The sequence below is a fragment of the Trujillonella humicola genome, assembly GCF_046233715.1.
Classification (GTDB): domain Bacteria; phylum Actinomycetota; class Actinomycetes; order Mycobacteriales; family Geodermatophilaceae; genus Trujillonella; species Trujillonella humicola.
In genome coordinates, this window is sequence record NZ_JBJNRJ010000073.1 from 1 (window position 1) to 20,225 (window position 20,225).

The following is a 20,225-nucleotide window of genomic DNA, read 5'->3' on the forward strand; positions in this document are numbered from 1 at the left end:
CCCCCCCCCCCCCCCCCCCCCCCCCCCCCCCCCCCCCCCCCCCCCCCCCCCCCCCCCCCCCCCCCCCCCCCCCCCCCCCCCCCCCCCCCCCCCCCGCGGTGACCGCCACGCTGCCCGGGGTCGCGACCGCGTCCCCGGGCACCGCTCCGGCGCGGCGCCGCCGGCTCGTCCTCGCGGCCGCGGTCACCGGACTGGTCGCGGCCGGCTGCCTGCACCTCGTCGCGGCCGCCGACCACGTCGGTGCGGGCGACCTGGCCGTGGGCTTCTTCCTCCTCGCCGCGGCGGCCCAGCTCGGGGTGGCGGTCCTCTTCGCCATCGCCGCGGTGACCGGCGTGCGGCCCGCGCCCGCGCTGCTCGCCGCGACGCTGGCCGGCACCGTGGCGCTGCTCGGGCTCTACGTCGTCGCGCACACCACGGGTCTCCTGGACGCCTTCGCCGTCCCCCACGGGACCGGGCACGCCGGGCACGGCGGCCCGAGCGTCGTACCGCAGATCGACCCGGTGACCGGCACCGACCTGTCCGCCGGGATGGCCCGGACGCCGGACGGCCCGGTCGACCTCGGCGGGGCGGTCCCCGCGGCGACCTCGGAGCACTCCCCCGGAGCGACCGGGACCGCCGCGGTCACGGCCGAGGTGCTGACCGTGCTCGCCCTCACGGCCCTCCTGCCGGCCACCTGGCGTCGCGTGGCGGTCGACGGGCTGTTCTGCCTCGGCGTCCTGGCCTGGGCGCTGTGGTTCACCGGCGTCCTCCGCTGAGACCTCCGACCCGTCGTCACCGAGCGTACGCACGCACCCTGCGCTAGGTTCCGCGTCCGCCACACCGCCGCGCGACCGGAAAGGCCTGCTCAGCCGCGCCGGCCGGTCCGATCTGCGTGCGACAGGCGTCGGCGCCGCCCCGCTCCGACCCTCTCGCGTCGATGACCGAGCGTAAGGGAGAAGATCCGTCCCGTTCCGGCTCGCGGCAACGTGCCCCGGACGAGTGGTGACCTTGGTCCCGGCCGGGACGAAGGGCCGTGGTGCACCGAGCCGCGCCCGTGCCATAAGTGCCCGGGCGCAGTGCGCGCCGCACGATCCACGGGAGGCCACCTTGTCCGTCGCCACGACGCCCACGCCACTCCGGCTGTCGCGCACCGTCCTCGTGGTCGACGACCACGTGACCTTCGCCGAGCTGCTCTCGGGCGCCCTGGCGTCGTCGGGCATGCGGCCGGTCGGCATCGCCTCCTCCGCCGCGCAGGCCATCGCCATGGCCGCCACCGAGCAGCCCGACATCGTGGTGATGGACATCGAGATGCCCCACCAGGACGGGCTGGCCGCCACCCGGCGGATCCGCGAGGTCGCGCCGCAGGCCGTCGTCGCCGTCGTCACCGCGCACCGCGACCCCGACTGGGTGGTCCGCGCGACGCAGGCCGGGGCCTCCGCCTTCATCCCCAAGGACGGCTCCCTGGCCGAGATGATCGACATCCTGGGGCGGGTGCAGCCGGGGCAGATGCTCGTCTCCCCGTCCACCTTCGCCTCGGGGAGCGTCGCCCCGCGGCCCCGCACCGCGCCGGTCCCGCAGCTCACCCGCCGGGAGCAGGAGGTGCTCGACTGCCTCGGTCGCGGGATGCAGATCAAGGCCATCGCCCGGGTGCTGGGCATCACCCTGGAGACCTGCCGCGGCTACGTGAAGGCGCTGCACGCGAAGCTGGGTGTCCGGTCCCAGCTCGAAGCGGTCGTCAAGGCGCAGGACCTCGGGCTGCTGGGCTCGAGTGGCCGCTGACCTCCACGACCCTCCGCATCGGCCCGGCTGGCTCCGGGGCATCCCGCCCGGACGCCACTTCACCGTCTTCGTGGTGTGGGCGCTCGTCGTCCTGATCGCGGTGGCCACCGGCGCCGTCCTGATCAGCGGCCGGATCGCGCGCTCGAACGCGCTCGCCGAGGCCGAGCGCATCGCGGTCCGCCTGGGTGAGTTCGTCATCGCCCCCCTGGCCCGTGACGCGCTGGCCGGGGACCCCGACGCCTACGAGGACCTCGACCGCGACCTCCAGAACCGGCTCACCGACGGGTCGCTGGTCTCGGTGGTCGTCTGGCGGGCCGACGGCAGCGTCTACTTCGCGACGATCGACGAGCTGATCGGGCGGCAGTTCGGGGTCAGCGACGATCTCCGCGAGGCCCTGGCCGGCGAGGTCGTGGCCCACGTCGACGAGGAGCCCGAGACGGCCTACGGCGACGTCGACGGGCCGCTGCTGGAGATCTACGTGCCCGTCGACGCCGGGGCCGAGCCGCTGGTCGTCGAGGCCTACTTCGCCACGGACTCCATCGACCGGCAGGCCTCCCTGCTGCGTGGCGAGATCATCCCGCTGGCGGTGGGGTCCCTCGTCGTCCTGCAGCTCATCCAGCTGCCGATCGCCGCGTCGATGGTCCGGCGGGCGCGCCGGGCCGAGACCCAGCGGGTCGCCTCCATGGCGCGGTCCCTCGCCGCCTCCGAGCGCGAGCGGAGGGCCATCGCCGGTGACGTCCACGACGGACCGGTCCAGGACCTGGCGGGGGTGAGCTACGCGCTGTCCGCGCTGCGGTCGTCGGTCCCCGAGGAGCGCCGGGCGACCGTCGACCGGCTGACCGCCACGGTGCGCCACGCCGTGGCGTCGCTGCGCCGGCTGATGGTCGACATCTACCCGCCCGACCTCAGCGGCCCCGGGCTCGCCACCGCCCTCGACGACCTCGCCCAGCGGCTGCGCGAGTCCGGCACCGAGGTCACCGTCAGCGTCGACCCGGTACCGGAGCTGCCGCCCGAGTACGTGGCGGTGCTGTACCGGACCGCCAAGGAGGCGCTGGCCAACGTGGCGCGCCACGCCGGGGCCGGCCGCGCCTGGGTGACGCTGACCCGGACCGGGACCGGGGAGGGGCAGACGGTGCTGCTCACCGTCGCCGACGACGGCGTCGGCGTGGACGCCGAGGCCGCCGAGGCGGCGAGCCGCAACGGGCACCTCGGCCTGCGGCTGCTCCGCGAGCGGCTGCTGGCCGTCGACGGCGACCTCGGCGTGGAGCCCGGCGCCGACGGCGGCACGGTGCTCACCGCGGTGCTCCCCGTGCCGGCGTCCGGCGCGCCGGAGGGCCGGCCCTCCCGGTCGCGGGGGGCGTCCTCGCCCTCGGCGCGGCCGGATCCCGGATCGCCGGCCGGGTCGGGCTCGGGCTCACCGGAGGCCGGGGGAACGCCGCCGTGACGATCCCGCAGGTGCGCCGGCGCGGCCGGCACGCCGCTCCCCGGCGTCGCCGCGCCTCCTCCGTCGCGGTCGGGCTGGTCGTCGTCCTCGCGCTGCTCACGGGGGCGTCGCTCGCCGGCCTCCTGCCCCTGCAGCTGATGCGCGTGGACTCCGGCAGCATGCGCCCCACCCTGTCGGCCGGCGACCTGGTCCTGGTCCGGCACGGCGTGGACGGGCTGCGCCGCATGGACGTCGTGGCTGCCGAGCACCCGCTCACCGGCGCCCCCCTGGTCAAGCGCGCGGTGGGGCTGCCCGGCGACACGGTGGGGCTGGAGGACGGCGTCCTGGTGGTGAACGGCGAGCGGCGCTGCGAGGCGGGTATCGACCCCGATCTCCTCGACGGCGTCTTCTTCGGTCCGGTCACGGTGCCCGACGGTTCGGTCTTCCTGCTCGGTGACGCCCGGGGGGACTCGGTGGACTCGCGCGCCTTCGGGCCGGTGCCCCTCGACGCCGTCCTGGGGGTCGTCGAGGTCCGGGTCTGGCCCGCTCCCGGCGGCCTGCCCGCACAGGGCTGCTGACCGGCTGCCGACCTGCCGCGCGGATCCCGGCGCGCTCAGAGCGCGAAGGGGCAGTCCGCGCCGGCGTGCGCGAGCGAGCGCACGCACCGCACGAGCAGTTCGGGGTCGGCGTCCTTGGGGACCAGGGCGTGCGCGCCCGCGGTCCGGGCGCGCTCCACCGCAGCGGCGCCCTCCGCGGTCAGCACCACCACCACGACGTCGGGACGGGTCGCCCGGAGGACCCGCGTGGCCTGCTCACCGTCGACCACCGGCATCGACAGGTCCATCAGCACCACGTCCGGCCGCAGGCGGTCGACCGCCGACGGAACCTCGGACCCGTCGCCGCACTCCCCGACGACGTCGATGCCGTCCTGGGCGGCGAGGAAGTCGGTGAGCATCTCGCGGAACGACGCGTGGTCGTCGACCACGAGCACCCGGATCGGTTCGGAGGACAGCGGCCCGGCGTCGGCGGACACGCAGGCGACGAGGGTCACCGTGCCGCCGCCCGCCGGGCCGCGCACGCGCGCCCGCGGGGTCGCGTCGCGGTGCCGGGCACCGCACGCCTCCGCTCCGCAGGCACCGCGCCACCTCCCTGCCGGTGACGCACCCGCCGGCCCCCCGTGCGGAGCGGGTGCACGTCCCGCGAGCGGGGACGCAGCTCCCATGGTGCCGACCGGGCTGCGCCGGCGCCCACCCAGGCCGGGGGGATGGCCGACCCCCTCGCCGGGGAGGGCGCGCCGGTCCGGCGGGAGACCACCGGCGCTCACGCCCCCACGTCGAAGGTCGACGACAGGCCCGACACCGACAGCACCCTGGCGAAACGGGGGGTCGAGCCCTGGACGAGCGGGCGCTGGCCACGCCGGGCCCGGCTCCGCGCCCAGCGGACGAGCATCGTCAGTCCCGTGGAGTCGATGTAGCCCAGCCGGCTGACGTCGATCGCGGTGACGTCCCCGCTCTCCAGGAGGCCGGCCCCCCCGGCCGCGCCGATGAGCGCGGCGTCGACGTCACCGACCAGATGTGCCACGCAGCGACCACCCTCGGTGACGACGGTGATCGAGCCGACCGGGTCCTCGTCCTCGCCGGTGCCCAGGTCGCCGAACACGCGGACCACTGTGCCCAGTCACCCGCGTCGGGACAACCCGGTGTCGGTGCCCGGGACGAGGATGGGTGTGTGACTGCGTTCTTCCTCCCGCGTGCGGCCGACGACGAGCAGGCCGAGCGGCTGTACGAGGCCCTGGCGGAGTTCGCCGGCTGCGAGCCGGCCCCGCCGGGGCAGCGCGTCCGCTGCATCCGGTTCGTGCAGGACGGCGTCCGGTGGACGGCGGAGGTCGGCGAGGAGCTGCGCGGCGAGCGCACCACCGCGACGCTGCGGCGCGGCGAGCTCGTCGAGCGGACCGAGGTGCTGGCGTCGGCCACGCGCGTCCTGGCCGTCTACCCCGGGGAGCCGCACGTCGTCGTGACCGACGCCCAGCCGATCACCGGGGCGCCCTCGGAGTGGGCGAACCCGTTCTCCGCCCGGCCCGAGGAGGTCGAGCTCTTCGCCGCCGGCTGACCCCCCCATAGTTCACGCCCCGGCCCACCCCAGATTGGGGCTCCCCGGGTAGACCGGTGTCGGTCAGGCTCTGGAGGACCGATCGGCAGAGCATGGGGGGATCCGCGATGGGCACCAGGGGGGACCGCGCGGCACCGCTCCTCGGAGGCGGCGCCCTGGCGCTGGGGCTGGCAGCGGCGCTCGCCGCGCTGGGCAGCACCGCCACGCCGGCCGCCCCTGCCGGGCTCACCTCCTCCGCCGCGGCGGCCCGGCTGGCGTCCGACGTCACCGGCCCGGATCCCGGCACGGGCCCGGTCATCCGCGGCGGTCCGCTGCTGGTCCCGACGATCGGCGTCCTGGCCGGGCTGGACGCGCCGCTCGGCGCCCCGGCGTCACCCCTGTCCCTCTTCGCGCCCGGCCCGGGGACGACGACGCAGCTCCCGTCGTCGCCGCTCGACGCTGGCCCCGTTCTGGGCCTGCCCATCGACCCCAGCCCGATTCCGGGCCTGCCCATCGACCCCAGCCCGATTCCGGGCCTGCCCATCGACCCCAGTCCCGTTCCGGGCCTGCCCGTCGACCCCACCCTGGCCCCCGCGCCGCCGCCGGGGCCGCCGGGGATGCCGGCACCGTCCCCGGCGGCCGCGCCCACGGCGAGCCCCGGGACGAGCGCCCCGGCGGAACCGGGGGCCCCGACGCCCACGACGGCACCGCCGGCCAGCACAACGCCCACCCCGCCACCGTCGACGCCCAGCCCGACCCCGACGCCCAGCCCGACCCCCACCCCGGTCCCGACGGCCGCGCCGACCTCGGCGGCCCCGCCGAGCCCGACGCCCACCCCGAGCCCGACGCCCACGCCGACCTCGGCGGTCCCGCCGCCACCGATGACGTCCGCCCCGCCGCCGGCGCCCGAGCCGACCCCCGCCCCGGTGACCACCGCTCCGGAGCCCACGACGTGCGTTCCCCCGCCCGCGCCGCTCCCCTCCGAGCCACCCGCGGAGGAGCCGGTCTGCGACGGCACGACCGACCCGGACCAGGTCACGGCACCGACGCTCCCGCCCGCCACCGAGCCCGCCGGCTGAGCCGCAGCACGGGCCCGTCGGGCGTGCGCGCCGTCCCCGCACGAGGATGAGGCGTGCCCATCGACGTCTCCACCGCTCACGCCGCGCCGCCCGATCTCGTGCACGCCGTCCTCACCGACGAGTCGTTCCTGCGCGCCACCACCGACGCCCTCGGCGCCCGGTTGCAAGAGGCGACCAGCGACGGGGCCACCACGACGGTGCGGATGCTGGCCCCGACGGCGGGCATCCCGGCGGTGTTCGCCCGCTTCGTGGCACGGGAGGTGGCGGTCGTCGACGTCCGCCGGTGGCACCGCGACGGCGACGGCTGGCACTGCGACGTCGACGTCCGCGCGGAGGTGTTCGGCCGTACCGTCACCGTCCTCGGCGAGCGGCGGCTGCACCCCGACGGCGGGGGCACCCGGTCGGCGGTGACCGCCGAGGCGCGGGTCGACGCGCCACTGGTCGGCCGGCAGGCCGAGGGCGCGGTGCGCCAGCTCGTGGAGCTGGTGCTGCGCCGGGAGGCCGAGGCGCTGGACTCCCGGCTCGCCGAGCGGTGAGACGGCACCGGGCCCCGCCGGCGCAACGCCGACGGGGCCCGGTGGTGGAGCGGGGGATCAGATCTCGCCGACGCAGACGACGCGGCCCTCCTCGTCCTCCTGGCCCTCCCAGAAGTGCGTGACCGCGCCCTGGACGTCGCCGCAGTAGTCGCCGTCGCTGGCGAGGTAGTCGTCGTAGGTGATGTCGTCGTCGTCGAAGCCGACGACCCGGGCCACGGCCGAGTCGTCGTCGCAGTCGACGACCTCGGCCCCACCGCCGCCGAAGAAGGCGAACAGGGCCAGGGCGCCGGCCACCAGCACCACGCCGGCGATCACCGGGATCAGCCACTTGGGCGGCCCCGACCTCGCGGGCGGCGCCCCGTACCCGCCGGGCTGCGGCTGGTAGGGGGCGCCCCCCTGCGGCGGGTACGGCGCCCCGGCCTGGGGCTGGTAGGCGCTCGCGCCCTGCTGCGGCGGGTACTGCCCCGGCGGCGGAGGCGGCGTCGAGCCACCCGGCGGCGTCAAGCCACCCGGCGGCGGGGGCGAGTACCCGCCCGGCGGGCCGGCGGGCGGCTGGCCCCAGCCGGGGGCACCGCCCCCGGGCTGCTGATCGGAGCCGTTCGAGCCCGGCGTGGTCATGCGGTTCCTCCCGGTCGGTGGTGCGGCGCACCGTCGGTGCCGACGGCGACCCGGGCGTCCCGCCGCTGCCGGCCGGACGCGTCCTGGGCAGCATCGCAGCACCCCGCGACGACGGACGCCAGCGGCTCCCCGCGTGCCGCGCCGCGCACCGCGGTCCCGGTTCGCTCACGACGGCGCGCCGGATCCCGCGGCCCGGGCGTAGCGTTCCCGGCATGACGGCCGGCGCCGGACCCGCGAACCGCCTGCTGGGCGGCCGCTACGCGCTGACCGAGGTGATCGCGCGGGGCGGGATGGGCGTCGTCTGGCTGGCCTCCGACCGGACGCTGGACCGGCCGGTCGCGGTCAAGGAGGTCACCTACCCCCAGCACGTCACCGAGCACGAGCGCGGGATCCTGCGCGAGCGGACCCTCCGCGAGGCCCGCACCGCCGCCACGCTGGACCACCCGCGGGTCACCACGGTGTTCGACGTGGTCGAGGAGGACGGCCGGCCCTGGCTGGTCATGGAGCACGTGCCCTCGCGCAGCCTCCAGCAGCTCGCCGAGGAGCACGGGCGGCTGCCGTGGCAGGCGGTCGCCCGCATCGGGCTCGACGTCCTCGACGGGCTCGAGGCCGCGCACCGGGCGGGCATCGTGCACCGCGACGTCAAGCCCGGCAACGTGCTGGTCGACGCGGCCGGGCGGGGCTACCTGACCGACTTCGGCATCGCCACGGCCACCGGCGACTCGTCGCTCACCACCACCGGGACGCTCATCGGGTCCCCGTCCTACATGTCGCCCGAACGGGCCCACGGGGAGCGGCCGGGCCCGCCCGCGGACCTGTGGTCCCTCGGCGCGACCCTCTACACGGCGGTGGAGGGACGGCCGGCGTTCGCCAAGGGCGAGCCCATGGCGACCCTCCTGGCGGTGGTGTCCGAGCACCCGCCCCCGATGCCGCACGCCGGGCCGCTGGAGCCGGTGCTGCGCGGTCTGCTCGAGAAGGACCCGGCCGACCGGACGACGGCGGCGCGGGCGCGGGCGCAGCTGCAGGCCGCCCTGGCGGGGGCCGCGACCGCGGCGGCCTGGCCACCCCCGGCGCCGCCGGTCCGCCCGCCCGCACCGTCCTCGCCCGGCGCCGCGACCGACGCCGCCGCGGCGGCCCGGGGCGACCGGGTCGAGCGCATCGGCGCCGAGGAGTTCAAGGCGCTGGCGGCGAGCTCGGCGGCGCTCCTCGGCACCGTGGCCCGCGGCGTGGCCCGCGACGCCGCCGACCAGGCCCGCCACCTCGCCGACCGGCGCCGCGCCCGGCGTGCCGACCGCACGCCCCCACCACCCCCGGCGCCGCCGCCACGCCGTCCTCCTGCCGCCCGCGGGCGCCGGTTCCGGTTCCGGCGGCGCTGGGTGGTCGTCCCCGTCGTCGTCCTCGTGCTGGCACTCGTGGCGCTGACCGTCGCGGTCATCGCGCTGGTCGCCTTCGCGGCCGACCTGTTCTGAGCTCGGGCCCGGTCCGGGACGGCGCCGGAGCACGATCACCCTCGGCGGATGACCCGGCAGCGGCGGCCTCCCGGCACGGTCGACCCATGACGAGGCGAGCACGAGCAGGGCGGACGGGGACCGGTCGGGCCGTCACGGTCGGATCGGCGTGGTGACCGCGACCGCCACCCGGGAGGCCCAGGAGGTCGTCCCGGGGTCCGCGACCGGGTTCCCCACCCCGCAGGAGCGGCGGGCCGCGGGCAAGGCCCGCCGCCGGCAGACTCCGCTGGAGTCGCACGCCGTCGTCGTCCGCGATCCCACGTCGACCGATCCCCTGCGCCTGCTCGAGGAGCAGGGCGCCACCCGCGTGGCGGAGCTGGCACCGATCCGCTGGGGCCGGATGCTGCAGTCGCCCTTCGCCTACTACCGCGGGGCGGCCCGCGTCATGGCCGCCGACCTCGCCGGGGCGCCCCGCTCGGGCCTGTCCGTGCAGATGTGCGGGGACGCGCACCTGGTGAACTTCGGGCTGTACGGCTCGCCGGAACGGCGGCTGGTGTTCGACACCAACGACTTCGACGAGACGCTGCCCGGGCCCTTCGAGCACGACGTGAAGCGGCTGGTGGCCAGCCTCGAGGTGGCCGGCCGGGACCTGGGGCTGACGCGCAAGCAGCGGCGCGCGGTGACGCTGGCCGCCGGCGAGCGGTACCGCACCGCCATGGCGGCGTTCGCGGCCCAGCGCGACATCGAGGTCTGGTACTCGCGCGTCGAGGCCGAGGACCTGTACGCCCGGCTGGGGCCGCAGTTGCGACCCGGGCAGCGCCGTCGGCTGTCGCAGGCCTTCGAGAAGGCCCGCACGCGGGACACGTTGCAGGCGTTCGGGAAGCTGACCGAGATCGTCGACGGTCGGGTGCGGCTGCGGGCCGAGCCGCCGTTGCTGGTGCCGCTGCGCGACCTGCTCCCGCAGACCGAGGAGGCCGACCTGCGGGCGGCGTTCGGGGACCTCCTCGGCCGGTACCGGGCCACGCTGCAGGACGACCGCCGGGTCCTGCTCGAGCGCTACCGGTTCGTCGACATGGCCCGCAAGGTCGTCGGGGTCGGCAGCGTGGGCACCCGGTGCTGGGTGGTGCTGCTGGCCGGCCGCGACGCGGACGACCCCCTGCTGCTGCAGGTGAAGGAGGCCGGACCCTCGGTGCACGAGGAGTTGGTGGGCCCGGGCCCGCACGACAACCAGGGCGAGCGGGTGGTCGCCGGTCAGCGGCTCATGCAGCAGGCCAGCGACATCTTCCTGGGCTGGCTGCGCAGTGCCGGGATCGACGGGGTGAAACGCGACTTCTACCTGCGTCAGCTGCGCGACTGGAAGGGCGGGGTCGCCGTCGAGGAGCTGCGACCGGAAGGGCTGGAGATCTACGGCCAGCTCTGCGCGTGGTGCCTGGCGCGGGCCCACGCCCGCTCCGGTGACCGGATCGCCATCGCCGGCTACCTGGGCTCCTCGCCGAGGTTCGCCGAGGCGCTCGCCGGGTTCGCCGCGACCTACGCCGACCTCACCGAGGGCGACCACCGGCAGCTGGCCGAGGCCGCGGTCAGCGGGCGGGTCCCGACCGCCGAGGGATGAGTCCGGCCGATCGCCCTCCGTCCCGCCGATCTGCTCGGGGCTCACCCGGTGCGGATGAGGGGCCCGCCGGGGCGGGGACCCGATGCTCGAGGCCTGCGACCGGCAGGACCGAGCGACCCGGGGAGGTCCGGATGACGATCGGGATGCCTGCCTCGCTGCCGGTCCTGCGCCGGGGACGGCATCGCCGTCCCGAGCAGGGCGCGTGCTTCATGGAGTACACGTCGCTGCTGGCGGGTGAGGTCTTCGGCGACCGGCCCGGCTGCGTCGACGCCGGCCTGGCCGCCGTCCTCCGTGGCGCCAACGACGACCTGCCCGACGCGCAGCGCCGGCGGCTGCTCCCGCTGCTGGGCCGGTCCATCGGCCTGGCGGTCCTCCCCCCACCGCGGGCCCCGGGACGGCGTGCTCCGCGCCGTGCCCGGCACGGGAGCCGGCGGGAGGTCGCGCGGTACCGCGCGCAGGTGGCCGCCCTGCGCGAGTCGGTCGCCGAGCGGTTCCTGAGCGCGCTGGGATCCTCCCCCGAGGAGGCGGAGCGACGCTGGCCCGGCTGCGGCCGCGAGGTCCCCTGGCTGTTCTGGAGCGGGTTGAGCCGGCCCGCGCCACCCCGGAGCGCCGAGGAGCGGGCCGACCGGATCGTCGAACGGCTGGTGCTGCTGAACGGCTGGTGCTGCTGCACGAGGGCTACGAGCGGGCCCTGCAGGAGCTGGGTCTCCCCCGGGTCCCGGGCGGGCGGGGAGCGATCTCACCCGCAGCGGATGAGGAGGACCCGGGGGCGCTGCACGACGCTCACGGCCTCGACGGGGCGGAGGACGGCACGGGCGGCAGGGGTCGCGGTGCTCCTCTGCGGCGGGAGGTGCCGATGCCATGACCGGACCGGATCGCGATCGGAGCGTGCCGGACGGGCTGCCGGTGCTGGGGCGTGGCCAGCACCGGGACCCTGCGCGGGGTGCGTGCTTCATGGAGTACACGTCCCTGCTCGCGGGTGAGCCCTTCGGGGACCGGCCGCGCTGCGTCGACGACGAGCTCGGCGACGTCCTGCGCGCCGCGAACGACCGGATGACCGATGCCGAGCGCCCGTTGCTGGTCCCCCTGCTCGGCCGGGCCATCGGCCTGGCCGTCCCGGCCCCTCCCCCGGGGCCGCGGGGCCTGCGCCGCGGCGCGCTCCGGCACCGCCGCGAGGTGCTGGCCCCCCACCGGGAGGCGGTCGCCCGGCTGCGGCGTGCGGCGGCGCGGCGGTACTCCGCCGCCATCGGACCCTCGTCGGTGACCAGGCGGGCCTTCTCCGGCCGCGCCGGTGAGCTCGCGGAGGTCTTCTGGGACACCCTGCCCGAACCGGTTCCGCCGACGACGCCGTCGGCCTGCGCCGAACGCCTCGTCGAGCGCCTGCGGCTGCTGCACGAGGCCTACGAGGGGGCGATGGCCGACACCGGGGTCCCCCGTCCGGTGCCGCCGTCCCCCTCTCCGGCGCCGCCGGTCGTTCCGGTGCCGCGCCGTCCCCTGCCGTGAGGACGGGCCGGGACGCCGCCCCGCGGTGACCACCGGCCCCCGGGCCGCGGGAGTGCCGGCCGCCGTCCGGACAGGTGGGCGTCACCCCGCGCGGGTGATGCGGGAGGCCGGCGCTCCCGCTGTGCTCCGGGTCCACCGCCGCTGCACCGGAGGACCGCGTGACGCCCACGACCGCCCGGGACGACCCGGACCACCTGCGGTCGGCGGGCGGACCGGTCGCGGCGCCGGCCAACCGGCAGGCGGAGGGACGAGCGCTGGTCCGTCGGGCGCGCCGGCTCGCCGCGCGCCTGCTGGACCGGTCGCCGGACCGGTGGCGGCACGTGCAGGCGGTGGCGCGGCGCGCGGAAGCAGCGGCGGCGGCCGTTCCGCCGGGCGACCGCGCCCTGGTGGTCGCCGCGGCCTGGCTGCACGACATCGGCTACGCCCCGGAGCTGCGGCGCACCGGCTTCCACCCGCTGGACGGCGCCCTGTACCTGCGCGAGCGGGGCTGGCCGCCGGTCGTGGTCGGGCTGGTGGCCCACCACTCCGGAGCCCGCCTCGTCGCCGGGACCCGGGGGCTGGCCGACCGCCTGGCCGCTCTCGGGTACGACGACTGCGCCAGTGGCCCGCTGGCCGACGCGCTCACCTACGCCGACCAGACCACCGGGCCGGACGGCCGGGCCGTGGACGTCGACGAGCGGCTGGCCGACGCGGTGCGCCGGCACGGCTCCGGCAGCCCCACCGGGCGCATTCACGCCGACCGCGCGCCGGTCGTCCGCGCCGCGGTGCGGCGGACCGAGCACCGGCTGCACCTCGCCGCCACCGCCCCGACCGCTCCGGCTGCACCGGCAGGGGTGGGGAGCCCGGAGGTGGGTAGTCCGGCGCGGTGAACAGCCGCGACGTCCTCACCTACGCCTTCTCCCAGGTCCGGGAGACGCTGCAGCGCAGCCTCGACGGCCTGACCGCCGAGCAGCTGGATGCGCGGGTCGGCGGGAACGCCAACCCGATCGGCTGGCTGGCCTGGCACCTGCTCCGCGTCCAGGACGACCACGTGGCCGGCGTGGCCGGCAGCGAGCAGGTGTACACCTCACGGGGCTTCGCCCGCCGCTTCGACCTCCCGGTGGACGACGCCGCGATCGGCTACGGCATGTCCGCCGACGAGGTGGCCGCCGTCCGGATCGGCGATCCCGCCCTCCTCGTCGAGTACTCCGCCGCTGTCCACGACCGCACCGCGGAGGTCCTCGCCGGACTGTCCGACGGCGACCTCGACCGTGTCGTCGACACCCGCTGGGACCCGCCGGTCACCCTCGGCGTGCGGCTGGTCAGCGTGCTCTCCGACGACCTGCAGCACCTGGGGCAGATCGGCTACGTCCGCGGCCTGCTGGGCGCCTGAGCTGCGGCCCGACCCGCGCGGCCCTAGCGTCGGCGCCGTGGCCAGCCCCGACTTCTACGCCCTGGAGGAGCTCCTCGAGCCCGGGGAGGTGGAGATCCGCGACCGGGTCCGCGCCTTCGGCGAGCGGGAGGTCATGCCGATCGTCAACGACTACTGGGAGCGGGCCGAGTTCCCGTTCCCGCTCGTGCCGCGGCTGGCCGAGCTGGGCATCGCCGGCGGCACCATCTCCGGCTACGGCTGCCCGGGCATGAGCGCGGTCTCCGCCGGGCTGGTCGCCGCCGAGCTGGCCCGTGCCGACGGCAGCATCGGCACCTTCAACGGCGTGCACAGCTTCCTGGCGATGCAGTCGATCGCGATGCTCGGTTCGGAGGAGCAGCGGCAACGGTGGCTGCCCCAGATGGCCCGCATGGAGAAGATCGGCGCCTTCGGGCTGACCGAGCCCAGGCACGGGTCGGACGCCGTCGCCCTGGAGACCTCCGCCCGCCGGAACGGCGACGTGTTCGTCCTCGACGGGCAGAAGAAGTGGATCGGCAACGGGTCGATCGCCGACCTCGTGCTGATCTGGGCCCGCGACGAGGACGGCGACGTCGGCGGCTACGTCGTCGAGAAGGGCACGCCCGGCTTCGACACGACGGTCATGACCGGCAAGACCGCGCTGCGGGCGGTGTGGCAGGCCGAGATCACGCTGCGCGGCGTCCGGGTGCCGGCCGAGAACAAGCTGGTCGGGTGCCGTTCCTTCGCCGACGTCTCGCAGGTGCTGGACCGCACCCGCTACACCGTCGCCTGGCGGGCGCTGGGGCTCGCGACGGCGTCCTACGAGCTGGCCCTCGCGCACGCGCAGCTGCGGGAGCAGTTCGGCCAGCCGATCGCCGGCTACCAGCTGGTGCAGGACAAGCTCGCCCGCATGCTGGCCGAGATCACCTCGATGCAGCTCATGTGCTGGCGGTTGTCGAAGCTCGCCGACTCCGGCCGGATGACCGCGGCGATGGCGTCGCTGGCGAAGATGAACCACGCGGCCAAGGCCCGGGCGATCGTCGCGGACGCGCGCGACATCCTGGGTGGCGACGGGATCCTGCTCGAGCACCACGTCGCCCGCCACCACGCCGACATGGAGGCCGTCTTCACCTTCGAGGGCACCGACTCGGTGCAGGCGCTCATCGTCGGCCGGGAGATCACCGGCCGGTCGGCCATCAGCGGCCGGCGCTCCGACCGCTGACCCGGCGCCCCGGGCGACGCGACGCGGGAGACCTCGCTCAGACGGCGCGCAGCAGGCGGGCGGGCACCGGGGCCGCCCCTGCCGGGGAGGCGGGAGCCGGGGACGCGGGGGCCGGGAGCAGCGGCGGCGCGGTGCTCAGCCGGACGCACTCGGCGCACGCCGTGCGGCCGGTGCCCATGCGCTCCCAGCGCTGCGAGCCCCAGATCTGCACGACGGCGCCGCACAACGCCAGGTCGACCACGCCGTCGAGGTCGCGCGCCGGGCGGTCGGCCACGACGGCGTGCCAGGGGGTCTGCTCCGAGGTGCCGTGCCAGGACCGGCGGTCAGGACGCGCGAAACCGACCGCGAAGGACTCCACGCCGCCCTGGTATCCCGGGCGACCGGAGGTCAAACGCGGCCGCGGCACCCGGTCGTGCACCACCGTCCGCGAGGTGTGCCGGTGCGGCCCCGGGGGAACTCCCGGGGCCCGAGCCCAGGGGGAACCGAACGCCCGAGGGAGCTCCCATGACCACCGCACCCGAGCGCGACGTCGTCGACCTGCTCAGCGCCGACCACCGCGAGTTCGACCGCCTGTTCCGCGAGCTCGAGGACCTGGCCGGTCGCTCCGGGGACGAGGACCTGCGCCGCAAGCGGGAGCTCGTGGACGAGGTGACCATCGGCATCGTCAAGCACTCCGTCGCCGAGGAGACCCAGGTGTACCCCCTCGTCGAGGACGAGCTCGACCGGGAGGAGGCCGAGCGGTCCAAGCACGAGCACGGCGAGGCCGAGGAGACGATGAAGCGGCTCGAGCGGATGGACCCCGGTGACGCCGGCTTCGACGCCGAGGTCGCCACCCTCGCCCGGGAGATCCGGGAGCACGTGGCCCACGAGGAGGGCCGCATGTTCGCCGAGCTGCGGCAGTCCCTCCCGGCGGACCGGCTCGTCGCCCTGGCCCACGACGTCGAGCGGGTCAAGGCCAACGCCCCCACCCGGCCCCACCCCATGACCCCCAACGAGGCCGGCGTGCGCACGGCGCTGGGCCCCGTCGCCGGCCTGCTGGACCAGCTCCGCGACGCGGTGACCGGCCGCGGCAAGCGGTCCGGCTAGGGGTCGAGCTGAGGCGGTCCGGCCGGGCCGACGGCGCCCCCGCCGCCGGCGCCCCGCCGCCGTCAGCGCCGGCGGGCCCGGAGGACGGCGTCGGCCATCGGCAGGTCCTCCCCCTCGTGCGAGCGGCCCAGCCGCGACCGCGCCCCGGCGACCAGCACGTCGAACTCCCCCGCCGGCAGCGCCGCGGCGAGCTGCTCGCCGGTCGCGAACAGGTCCGGGTCCTGGCCGTGCCGCACCGTGTGCAGGTCGCTGGGGTCGTGCTGGGCGACCAGCAGCGTGCCGCCGGGGGTGACGGCCGCGGCCAGCCGGGCCACCACCGCGTCGCGCACCCCGCCCGGGACGTGCAGGAAGGACGACGTCACCAGGTCGAAGGCACCCCGGGGCGGCACCCAGGCGGTGACGTCGGCGCGCTGCCACGCCGTCCGGTCGGCGACGCCCCGCTCGGCCGCCGCGGCGGCCGCCCGGTCCAGGGCGGTGCGGGACAGGTCGACGCCGGTCACCTGCCAGCCCTGCTCGGCCAGCCAGATCGCGTCACCGCCGGTGCCGCAGCCGACGTCGAGCGCGGTGCCCGGCGGCAGGCCGGTCGTCTCGGCGACCAGCACGTCGTTGGGCCGGCCGCTCCAGTGCGCGTCCCCGGAGGCGTAGCGCTCCTCCCACCACGCCTCGTCGTAGAGGGTCACGCCGCACCCGCCGCACCCGCCGCGGCCCGGGCGGCGACCGCGGCGCGGGTCTCCTCCACCACGAGGTCCATGTTGATCTGCCCCGCGGCGGCCAGTCCCTGGGCCGCGGCCACGACCACCTGCGCGCGGACGTCGCCGGCGTTGCCCGCGACCCACACGCCCGGGACCGGACTGGCTCCGTCGGCACCGGTGGGCAGCACCTCGCCGAACACGACGCCGTTCATCCCCACCTCCTCCGGGACGAGCCCGAGGTCGGCGAGCAGGTGCCCGGGTGCCCGCACCCGGGTCTGGGCGACCAGCGCCCGCCGCGGGACGACGGCGCCACCGGCCAGCCGGACGCCGCTGAGCCGGCCGTCCTCGGTCTCCAGGCCGACCACCTCGCCGGAGACCACCTCGATGCCGCGGGCGGCGAGCTGCTCCTCCTGCTCGGGTGTCGGTTCCGGGCCGGTGTGCAGGAAGAGCGTCACGTCGTCGGTCCACTGCCGCCACAGCAGCGCCGCGTGCGTGCTCATGGCGCTGGAGGACAGGATGCCGACGGGCTGGTCGCGCACCTCCCACCCGTGGCAGTAGGGGCAGTGCAGGACGTCGGTGCCCCACAGCTGCGCCAGCCCCGGGACGTCGGGCAGCTCGTCGCTCGCACCGGTGGCCACCAGCAGCCGGCGGGCGCCGACGGTGCCGCCGTCGGCCAGCGAGACCTCGAAACCGCCGTCCACCCGGACCGCGCCGGTGACCCAGCCGTCGCGCACCTGCCCGCCGTACCCGACGACCTCCGCCCGCCCGGCGGCGGTCAGCTCGGCGGGCGGCGCGCCGTCCCGGGTCAGGAAGTTGTGGACGCCCGCGGCGGGCGCGTTGCGCGGCGTCCCCCCGTCCACCACCAGCACGCTGCGGCGGGCGCGGGCGAGGGCCAGCGCCCCCGACAGGCCCGCCGCTCCGCCACCGATCACCAGGACGTCGACTCGTTCGCTCATGCCGACGAGAGTGCGCGCCCCCTGGCCGTCTTGACAAACTTCCTTGCCATAACGGCAAACTGTCCCCGTGACCGACGACGACGTCCTGGCGGCGGTGGGACCACGGCTGCGCGAGCTGCGGACCAGGCGCGACGTGACGCTGACCCAGCTGTCGGAGACCACCGGCATCTCCGTGAGCACGCTGTCCCGGCTGGAGTCCGGGCAGCGCCGGCCCACGCTGGAGCTGCTCCTGCCCCTGGCCCGGGCGCACTCGGTGGCGATCGACGAGCTGGTCGGCGCGCCGTCCACCCCGGACCCGCGGGTCGTCGCCCGGCCGTTCGAGAAGGGCGGCCACCTGTTCTGGCCGCTGACCCGGCGCCCGGGCGGGGTGCAGGCCTACAAGCAGGTCATCCCGCCGCGGACGCCCTCGGGCGAGCCGGAGCAGAAGACGCACGAGGGCCACGAGTGGATGTACGTGCTGTCGGGGCAGGTCCGCCTGCTGCTCGGCGAGCACGACCTGCTGCTCCGGGCCGGCGAGGTGGCCGAGTTCGACACCCGCACGCCGCACTGGGTCGGCAACCCCGGCGACGTCCCCGCCGAGATCCTCAACCTCTACGGCCCCCAGGGCGAGCGGATCCACGTGCGCGCCCAGCCGGCTCGGGGTAGCGGGCGGGGATGAGCGGGAAGACGGCGGAGGACTACGCCGAGGACTACACCGACCCGGAGCTGCGCGCCCGGCTCAAGGAGGAGATCAGGGCCGGGGACCGCGGCGGCCGCGCCGGCCAGTGGAGCGCGCGCAAGAGCCAGCTGCTCGCGCACGAGTACGAGGCGGCCGGCGGCGGCTACCGGCACGAGGGCGAGCGGACGCAGTCGCAGCGGCAGCTCCAGCAGTGGTCGGACGAGGACTGGCGCACCGCCGACGGCGGTGCGGACGCGCGGGACGGCGACAGCACCCGCCGCTACCTGCCCGACGCCGCCTGGCAGCTGCTCACCGAGGCCGAGCGACGGGCCACCGACCGCGCCAAGCAGTACGGCGACGGCCAGCACGTGCCGAACACCGACGCCGCCCGCGAGGCGCGCGCGGCCGCAGAGCTGCTCGACCTGACCGCCCGCGAGGCCAGGAAGCGGATCACCGGAATGGACGCCGGGACCCTCGAACGCGCCGAGCGGGCCGAGCGCGACCTGGGCAGGGCGCGGAAGACCGTCCTCGAGGCGATCGAGCGGCGCCGGTCGCCCTGACCGGTCACACCATCCGGCGGGTCTGACGGGCACGCGTGAGCAGCGTCCCGTCGGCCGCGTGCAGTTCGGCGTCGTCGACGCAGTACTCGTCGTCGGCCCAGCTGGTCCGCTGGTCGATGCGCACCCAGGCTCCCGGCTCCGGCGCCGGGCCCGCCAGGTGGGCGGTCAGCTCGACGGTCGGCAGCGGGCGCGGCGCCGTCCACACGGCGAACAGGGACGGCGGCAGCGCGTCGACCAGGACGCCGAGCGCGGTGAACGGGGTCGAGGCGCCCAGGACCCGCACCCACGCGACGAGGCGGGCCTCGCTCCCCCCGCCCAGCGGGCGCCCACGACCCAGGGCGCGGATCTCCAGGTGGTCGGCGACCGGCACGAGCTCTCGCGGCAGGGCGAAAGGCGCGCCGTCGGCCGGCTCGCCCACCGCCTCGCGCGGCCCCGCCGCCTGCGGCGCGGCCGAGGTGAGGACCTGGGCGACCGCGGCGGTGCGCCCGCCCTGCGCCAGCGTCGTCCGCACGCTGCCGGTACGCCCCGACCGGTCCGGCGCAGCAGTGACGTGCACGGGGACGCCGGGGGCGACTGGCCGCAGCAGGTGGGCGGTGACCGAGCGGGGAGCCGCACCGGCCGCGTCGAGCAGCTCCCCCACCAGCAACCCGCCCTGGACACCGGCGAAGGAGCACCAGTCTGCGCCGAAGGTCAGCGGTCCGGAGCTGCGTGCGGCCACGGCGGCGGAGGCGGTGCGGGAGGCGGGGTCCACGACGGCGGCTCCATCAGTTCGAGTTCCCAACGTGAGCCGCCGACCCCAGTCGAGTCGGTCCGAATGTCAAACCGCTCCCCCTGTCGTACCGTCCCCGGCGGAGGTGCACCCATGAGCCCGACCCTCGACCGGGACGTCGTCGCCGCCCGCATCGCGGGCTTCCCCCGCCGCGCCGCGGACCGGCCCGACCTCAAGCACGCCGCCGTCGCGGTCTGCGTCCTGGAGGACGACGGCACCCCCACCCTGCTGATCACCCGACGGGCCGCGCGGATGCGCAACCACGCCGGCCAGTGGGCACTGCCGGGCGGCCGGCTGGACACCGGCGAGACGCCGGTCGAGGGCGCGCTGCGCGAGCTCGACGAGGAGGTCGGCCTGGCGCTGCCGCCGTCGGCGGTGCTCGGCCTGCTCGACGACTACGTGACGCGCTCGGGGTACGTGATGACACCGGTGGTCTGCTGGGCCGGCGCGGTCGGCGAGCTCACGCCGCACGAGGCCGAGGTGGCGAGCATCCACCGGGTGCCGGTGGCCGCCCTGGACGTTGAGCCGCGGCTGATCCGCATTCCCGAGTCCGACCAGCCGGTCATCCAGCTACCGCTCGGGGGCGGCTACGTGCACGCGCCGACCGCGGCCGTCGTCCACCAGTTCTGCCAGGTCGCCTGCCGCGGGCTGCACACCCGGGTGGCCCACCTCGAGCAGCCGGTCTTCGCCTGGCGCTGAGGAGGGGCCCCGCTGCCCCCGCGTTCGACGCGGGCCCGTGCAGCGGGGCCGCCCGTAGTAACGACCTGAGCGGGTTGGAGATTCAGGACATCCCCCTGGTGGGGTGAACGGGCTTGGTGTCCCAACCCGACCAGGAGGATGTCGTGTCGAAC

The 20,225-nt window shown here is 76.8% G+C and carries 24 protein-coding genes; 17 read left to right on the forward strand and 7 right to left on the reverse strand.

Annotation, left to right across the window (positions count from 1 at the left end; translation table 11 throughout):
• Positions 1–98: 98 nt before the first annotated feature.
• The 4 genes from ACK586_RS23195 (at position 99) to lepB (ending at position 3,759) form a co-directional block, all read left to right on the forward strand.
• Positions 99–755, forward strand: coding sequence for a hypothetical protein (locus ACK586_RS23195; protein WP_409332886.1), 657 nt, complete (start codon positions 99–101; stop codon positions 753–755).
• Positions 756–1,086: 331 nt separating this feature from the next.
• Complete coding sequence (locus tag ACK586_RS23200; protein ID WP_409332887.1) at positions 1,087–1,758, forward strand: response regulator transcription factor; 672 nt, start codon at positions 1,087–1,089, stop codon at positions 1,756–1,758.
• Positions 1,748–3,202, forward strand: coding sequence for a sensor histidine kinase (locus ACK586_RS23205; protein WP_409332888.1), 1,455 nt, complete (start codon positions 1,748–1,750; stop codon positions 3,200–3,202). The genes ACK586_RS23200 and ACK586_RS23205 overlap by 11 nt, the downstream gene beginning before the upstream one ends.
• A complete protein-coding gene (gene lepB / locus ACK586_RS23210) occupies positions 3,199–3,759 on the forward strand; it encodes a signal peptidase I (RefSeq protein WP_409332889.1) in 561 nt (186 codons plus the stop codon). The genes ACK586_RS23205 and lepB overlap by 4 nt, the downstream gene beginning before the upstream one ends.
• Before the next feature lie 35 nt (positions 3,760–3,794).
• On the opposite strand, the gene ACK586_RS23215 is transcribed toward lepB, so the two are convergent.
• Positions 3,795–4,259, reverse strand: coding sequence for a response regulator (locus ACK586_RS23215; RefSeq protein ID WP_409332890.1), 465 nt, complete (start codon positions 4,257–4,259; stop codon positions 3,795–3,797).
• A 242-nt stretch (positions 4,260–4,501) separates the two neighbouring features.
• Positions 4,502–4,840 (reverse strand): STAS domain-containing protein, encoded by a 339-nt coding sequence (locus ACK586_RS23220; RefSeq protein WP_409332891.1) that lies wholly within the window; start codon positions 4,838–4,840, stop codon positions 4,502–4,504.
• Between the two features lie 69 nt (positions 4,841–4,909).
• Here ACK586_RS23220 and ACK586_RS23225 point away from each other — a divergent pair, with 69 nt between their 5' ends.
• From ACK586_RS23225 to ACK586_RS23235, 3 genes are all read left to right on the forward strand, one after another.
• Positions 4,910–5,290, forward strand: coding sequence for a hypothetical protein (locus ACK586_RS23225; protein WP_409332892.1), 381 nt, complete (start codon positions 4,910–4,912; stop codon positions 5,288–5,290).
• A gap of 107 nt (positions 5,291–5,397) precedes the next feature.
• A complete protein-coding gene (locus ACK586_RS23230; RefSeq protein ID WP_409332893.1) occupies positions 5,398–6,348 on the forward strand; it encodes a hypothetical protein in 951 nt (316 codons plus the stop codon).
• A 53-nt stretch (positions 6,349–6,401) separates the two neighbouring features.
• Entirely contained in the window at positions 6,402–6,884 is a 483-nt protein-coding gene (locus ACK586_RS23235; RefSeq protein WP_409332894.1) for a DUF2505 domain-containing protein, read from the forward strand.
• A gap of 57 nt (positions 6,885–6,941) precedes the next feature.
• Here ACK586_RS23235 and ACK586_RS23240 read toward each other — a convergent pair whose 3' ends face one another.
• Complete coding sequence (locus ACK586_RS23240) at positions 6,942–7,502, reverse strand: hypothetical protein (RefSeq protein WP_409332895.1); 561 nt, start codon at positions 7,500–7,502, stop codon at positions 6,942–6,944.
• A 212-nt stretch (positions 7,503–7,714) separates the two neighbouring features.
• On the opposite strand from ACK586_RS23240, the gene ACK586_RS23245 reads away from it, so the two are divergent.
• The 6 genes from ACK586_RS23245 to ACK586_RS23270 all read left to right on the forward strand — a co-directional run bounded on the left by ACK586_RS23245 (position 7,715) and on the right by ACK586_RS23270 (position 14,653).
• Entirely contained in the window at positions 7,715–8,971 is a 1,257-nt protein-coding gene (locus ACK586_RS23245; protein ID WP_409332896.1) for a serine/threonine-protein kinase, read from the forward strand.
• 151 nt (positions 8,972–9,122) lie between these two features.
• Positions 9,123–10,562 (forward strand): DUF2252 domain-containing protein, encoded by a 1,440-nt coding sequence (locus tag ACK586_RS23250; RefSeq protein ID WP_409332897.1) that lies wholly within the window; start codon positions 9,123–9,125, stop codon positions 10,560–10,562.
• 954 nt (positions 10,563–11,516) lie between these two features.
• Positions 11,517–12,065, forward strand: coding sequence for a hypothetical protein (locus ACK586_RS23255; RefSeq protein ID WP_409332898.1), 549 nt, complete (start codon positions 11,517–11,519; stop codon positions 12,063–12,065).
• Between the two features lie 158 nt (positions 12,066–12,223).
• A complete protein-coding gene (locus ACK586_RS23260) occupies positions 12,224–12,934 on the forward strand; it encodes an HDIG domain-containing metalloprotein (protein ID WP_409332899.1) in 711 nt (236 codons plus the stop codon).
• A complete protein-coding gene (locus ACK586_RS23265; protein ID WP_409332900.1) occupies positions 12,931–13,437 on the forward strand; it encodes a mycothiol transferase in 507 nt (168 codons plus the stop codon). The genes ACK586_RS23260 and ACK586_RS23265 overlap by 4 nt, the downstream gene beginning before the upstream one ends.
• A 37-nt stretch (positions 13,438–13,474) precedes the next feature.
• Positions 13,475–14,653 (forward strand): acyl-CoA dehydrogenase family protein, encoded by a 1,179-nt coding sequence (locus ACK586_RS23270; RefSeq protein WP_409332901.1) that lies wholly within the window; start codon positions 13,475–13,477, stop codon positions 14,651–14,653.
• A 37-nt stretch (positions 14,654–14,690) separates the two neighbouring features.
• Here ACK586_RS23270 and ACK586_RS23275 read toward each other — a convergent pair whose 3' ends face one another.
• On the reverse strand, positions 14,691–15,011 hold the full coding sequence (locus tag ACK586_RS23275) for a hypothetical protein (RefSeq protein ID WP_409332902.1): 321 nt from the start codon (positions 15,009–15,011) through the stop codon (positions 14,691–14,693).
• 146 nt (positions 15,012–15,157) lie between these two features.
• Here ACK586_RS23275 and ACK586_RS23280 point away from each other — a divergent pair, with 146 nt between their 5' ends.
• Positions 15,158–15,739, forward strand: a complete 582-nt coding sequence (locus ACK586_RS23280) for a hemerythrin domain-containing protein (RefSeq protein WP_409332903.1) — start codon at positions 15,158–15,160, stop codon at positions 15,737–15,739.
• Between the two features lie 62 nt (positions 15,740–15,801).
• Here the strand turns inward: ACK586_RS23280 and ACK586_RS23285 are convergent, their stop codons facing one another.
• Both ACK586_RS23285 and ACK586_RS23290 read right to left on the reverse strand, forming a co-directional pair.
• Positions 15,802–16,419: an SAM-dependent methyltransferase gene (locus ACK586_RS23285; protein ID WP_409332904.1), complete on the reverse strand. Its 618-nt coding sequence runs from the start codon at positions 16,417–16,419 to the stop codon at positions 15,802–15,804.
• The gene (locus tag ACK586_RS23290) at positions 16,416–17,387 is read right to left on the reverse strand and encodes an NAD(P)/FAD-dependent oxidoreductase (RefSeq protein ID WP_409332905.1); all 972 of its coding nucleotides are present in this window, start codon (positions 17,385–17,387) and stop codon (positions 16,416–16,418) included. The genes ACK586_RS23285 and ACK586_RS23290 overlap by 4 nt, the downstream gene beginning before the upstream one ends.
• Before the next feature lie 67 nt (positions 17,388–17,454).
• Between ACK586_RS23290 and ACK586_RS23295 the strand changes: the two genes are divergently transcribed.
• On the forward strand, positions 17,455–18,045 hold the full coding sequence (locus ACK586_RS23295; protein WP_409332906.1) for a helix-turn-helix domain-containing protein: 591 nt from the start codon (positions 17,455–17,457) through the stop codon (positions 18,043–18,045).
• The gene (locus ACK586_RS23300) at positions 18,042–18,605 is read left to right on the forward strand and encodes a hypothetical protein (RefSeq protein ID WP_409332907.1); all 564 of its coding nucleotides are present in this window, start codon (positions 18,042–18,044) and stop codon (positions 18,603–18,605) included. Before ACK586_RS23295 ends, ACK586_RS23300 begins: the two co-directional genes overlap by 4 nt.
• Positions 18,606–18,609: 4 nt before the next feature.
• Here ACK586_RS23300 and ACK586_RS23305 read toward each other — a convergent pair whose 3' ends face one another.
• On the reverse strand, positions 18,610–19,356 hold the full coding sequence (locus ACK586_RS23305; protein ID WP_409332908.1) for a thioesterase family protein: 747 nt from the start codon (positions 19,354–19,356) through the stop codon (positions 18,610–18,612).
• Positions 19,357–19,467: 111 nt separating this feature from the next.
• Between ACK586_RS23305 and ACK586_RS23310 the strand changes: the two genes are divergently transcribed.
• On the forward strand, positions 19,468–20,073 hold the full coding sequence (locus tag ACK586_RS23310) for an NUDIX hydrolase (protein WP_409332909.1): 606 nt from the start codon (positions 19,468–19,470) through the stop codon (positions 20,071–20,073).
• The last annotated feature ends 152 nt before the right edge of the window (positions 20,074–20,225 follow it).

What these genes read in the sequence shown, in the direction of transcription:
- ACK586_RS23230 (WP_409332893.1), top strand. Translation starts at nt 5,398, where the DNA reads ATGGGCACCAGGGGGGACCGCGCGGCACCGCTCCTCGGAGGCGGCGCC.
- ACK586_RS23240 (WP_409332895.1), bottom strand. Translation starts at nt 7,502, where the DNA reads ATGACCACGCCGGGCTCGAACGGCTCCGATCAGCAGCCCGGGGGCGGT.
- ACK586_RS23245 (WP_409332896.1), top strand. Translation starts at nt 7,715, where the DNA reads ATGACGGCCGGCGCCGGACCCGCGAACCGCCTGCTGGGCGGCCGCTAC.
- ACK586_RS23255 (WP_409332898.1), top strand. Translation starts at nt 11,517, where the DNA reads ATGGAGTACACGTCCCTGCTCGCGGGTGAGCCCTTCGGGGACCGGCCG.
- ACK586_RS23280 (WP_409332903.1), top strand. Translation starts at nt 15,158, where the DNA reads ATGACCACCGCACCCGAGCGCGACGTCGTCGACCTGCTCAGCGCCGAC.
- ACK586_RS23290 (WP_409332905.1), bottom strand. Translation starts at nt 17,387, where the DNA reads ATGAGCGAACGAGTCGACGTCCTGGTGATCGGTGGCGGAGCGGCGGGC.
- ACK586_RS23300 (WP_409332907.1), top strand. Translation starts at nt 18,042, where the DNA reads ATGAGCGGGAAGACGGCGGAGGACTACGCCGAGGACTACACCGACCCG.
- ACK586_RS23310 (WP_409332909.1), top strand. Translation starts at nt 19,468, where the DNA reads ATGAGCCCGACCCTCGACCGGGACGTCGTCGCCGCCCGCATCGCGGGC.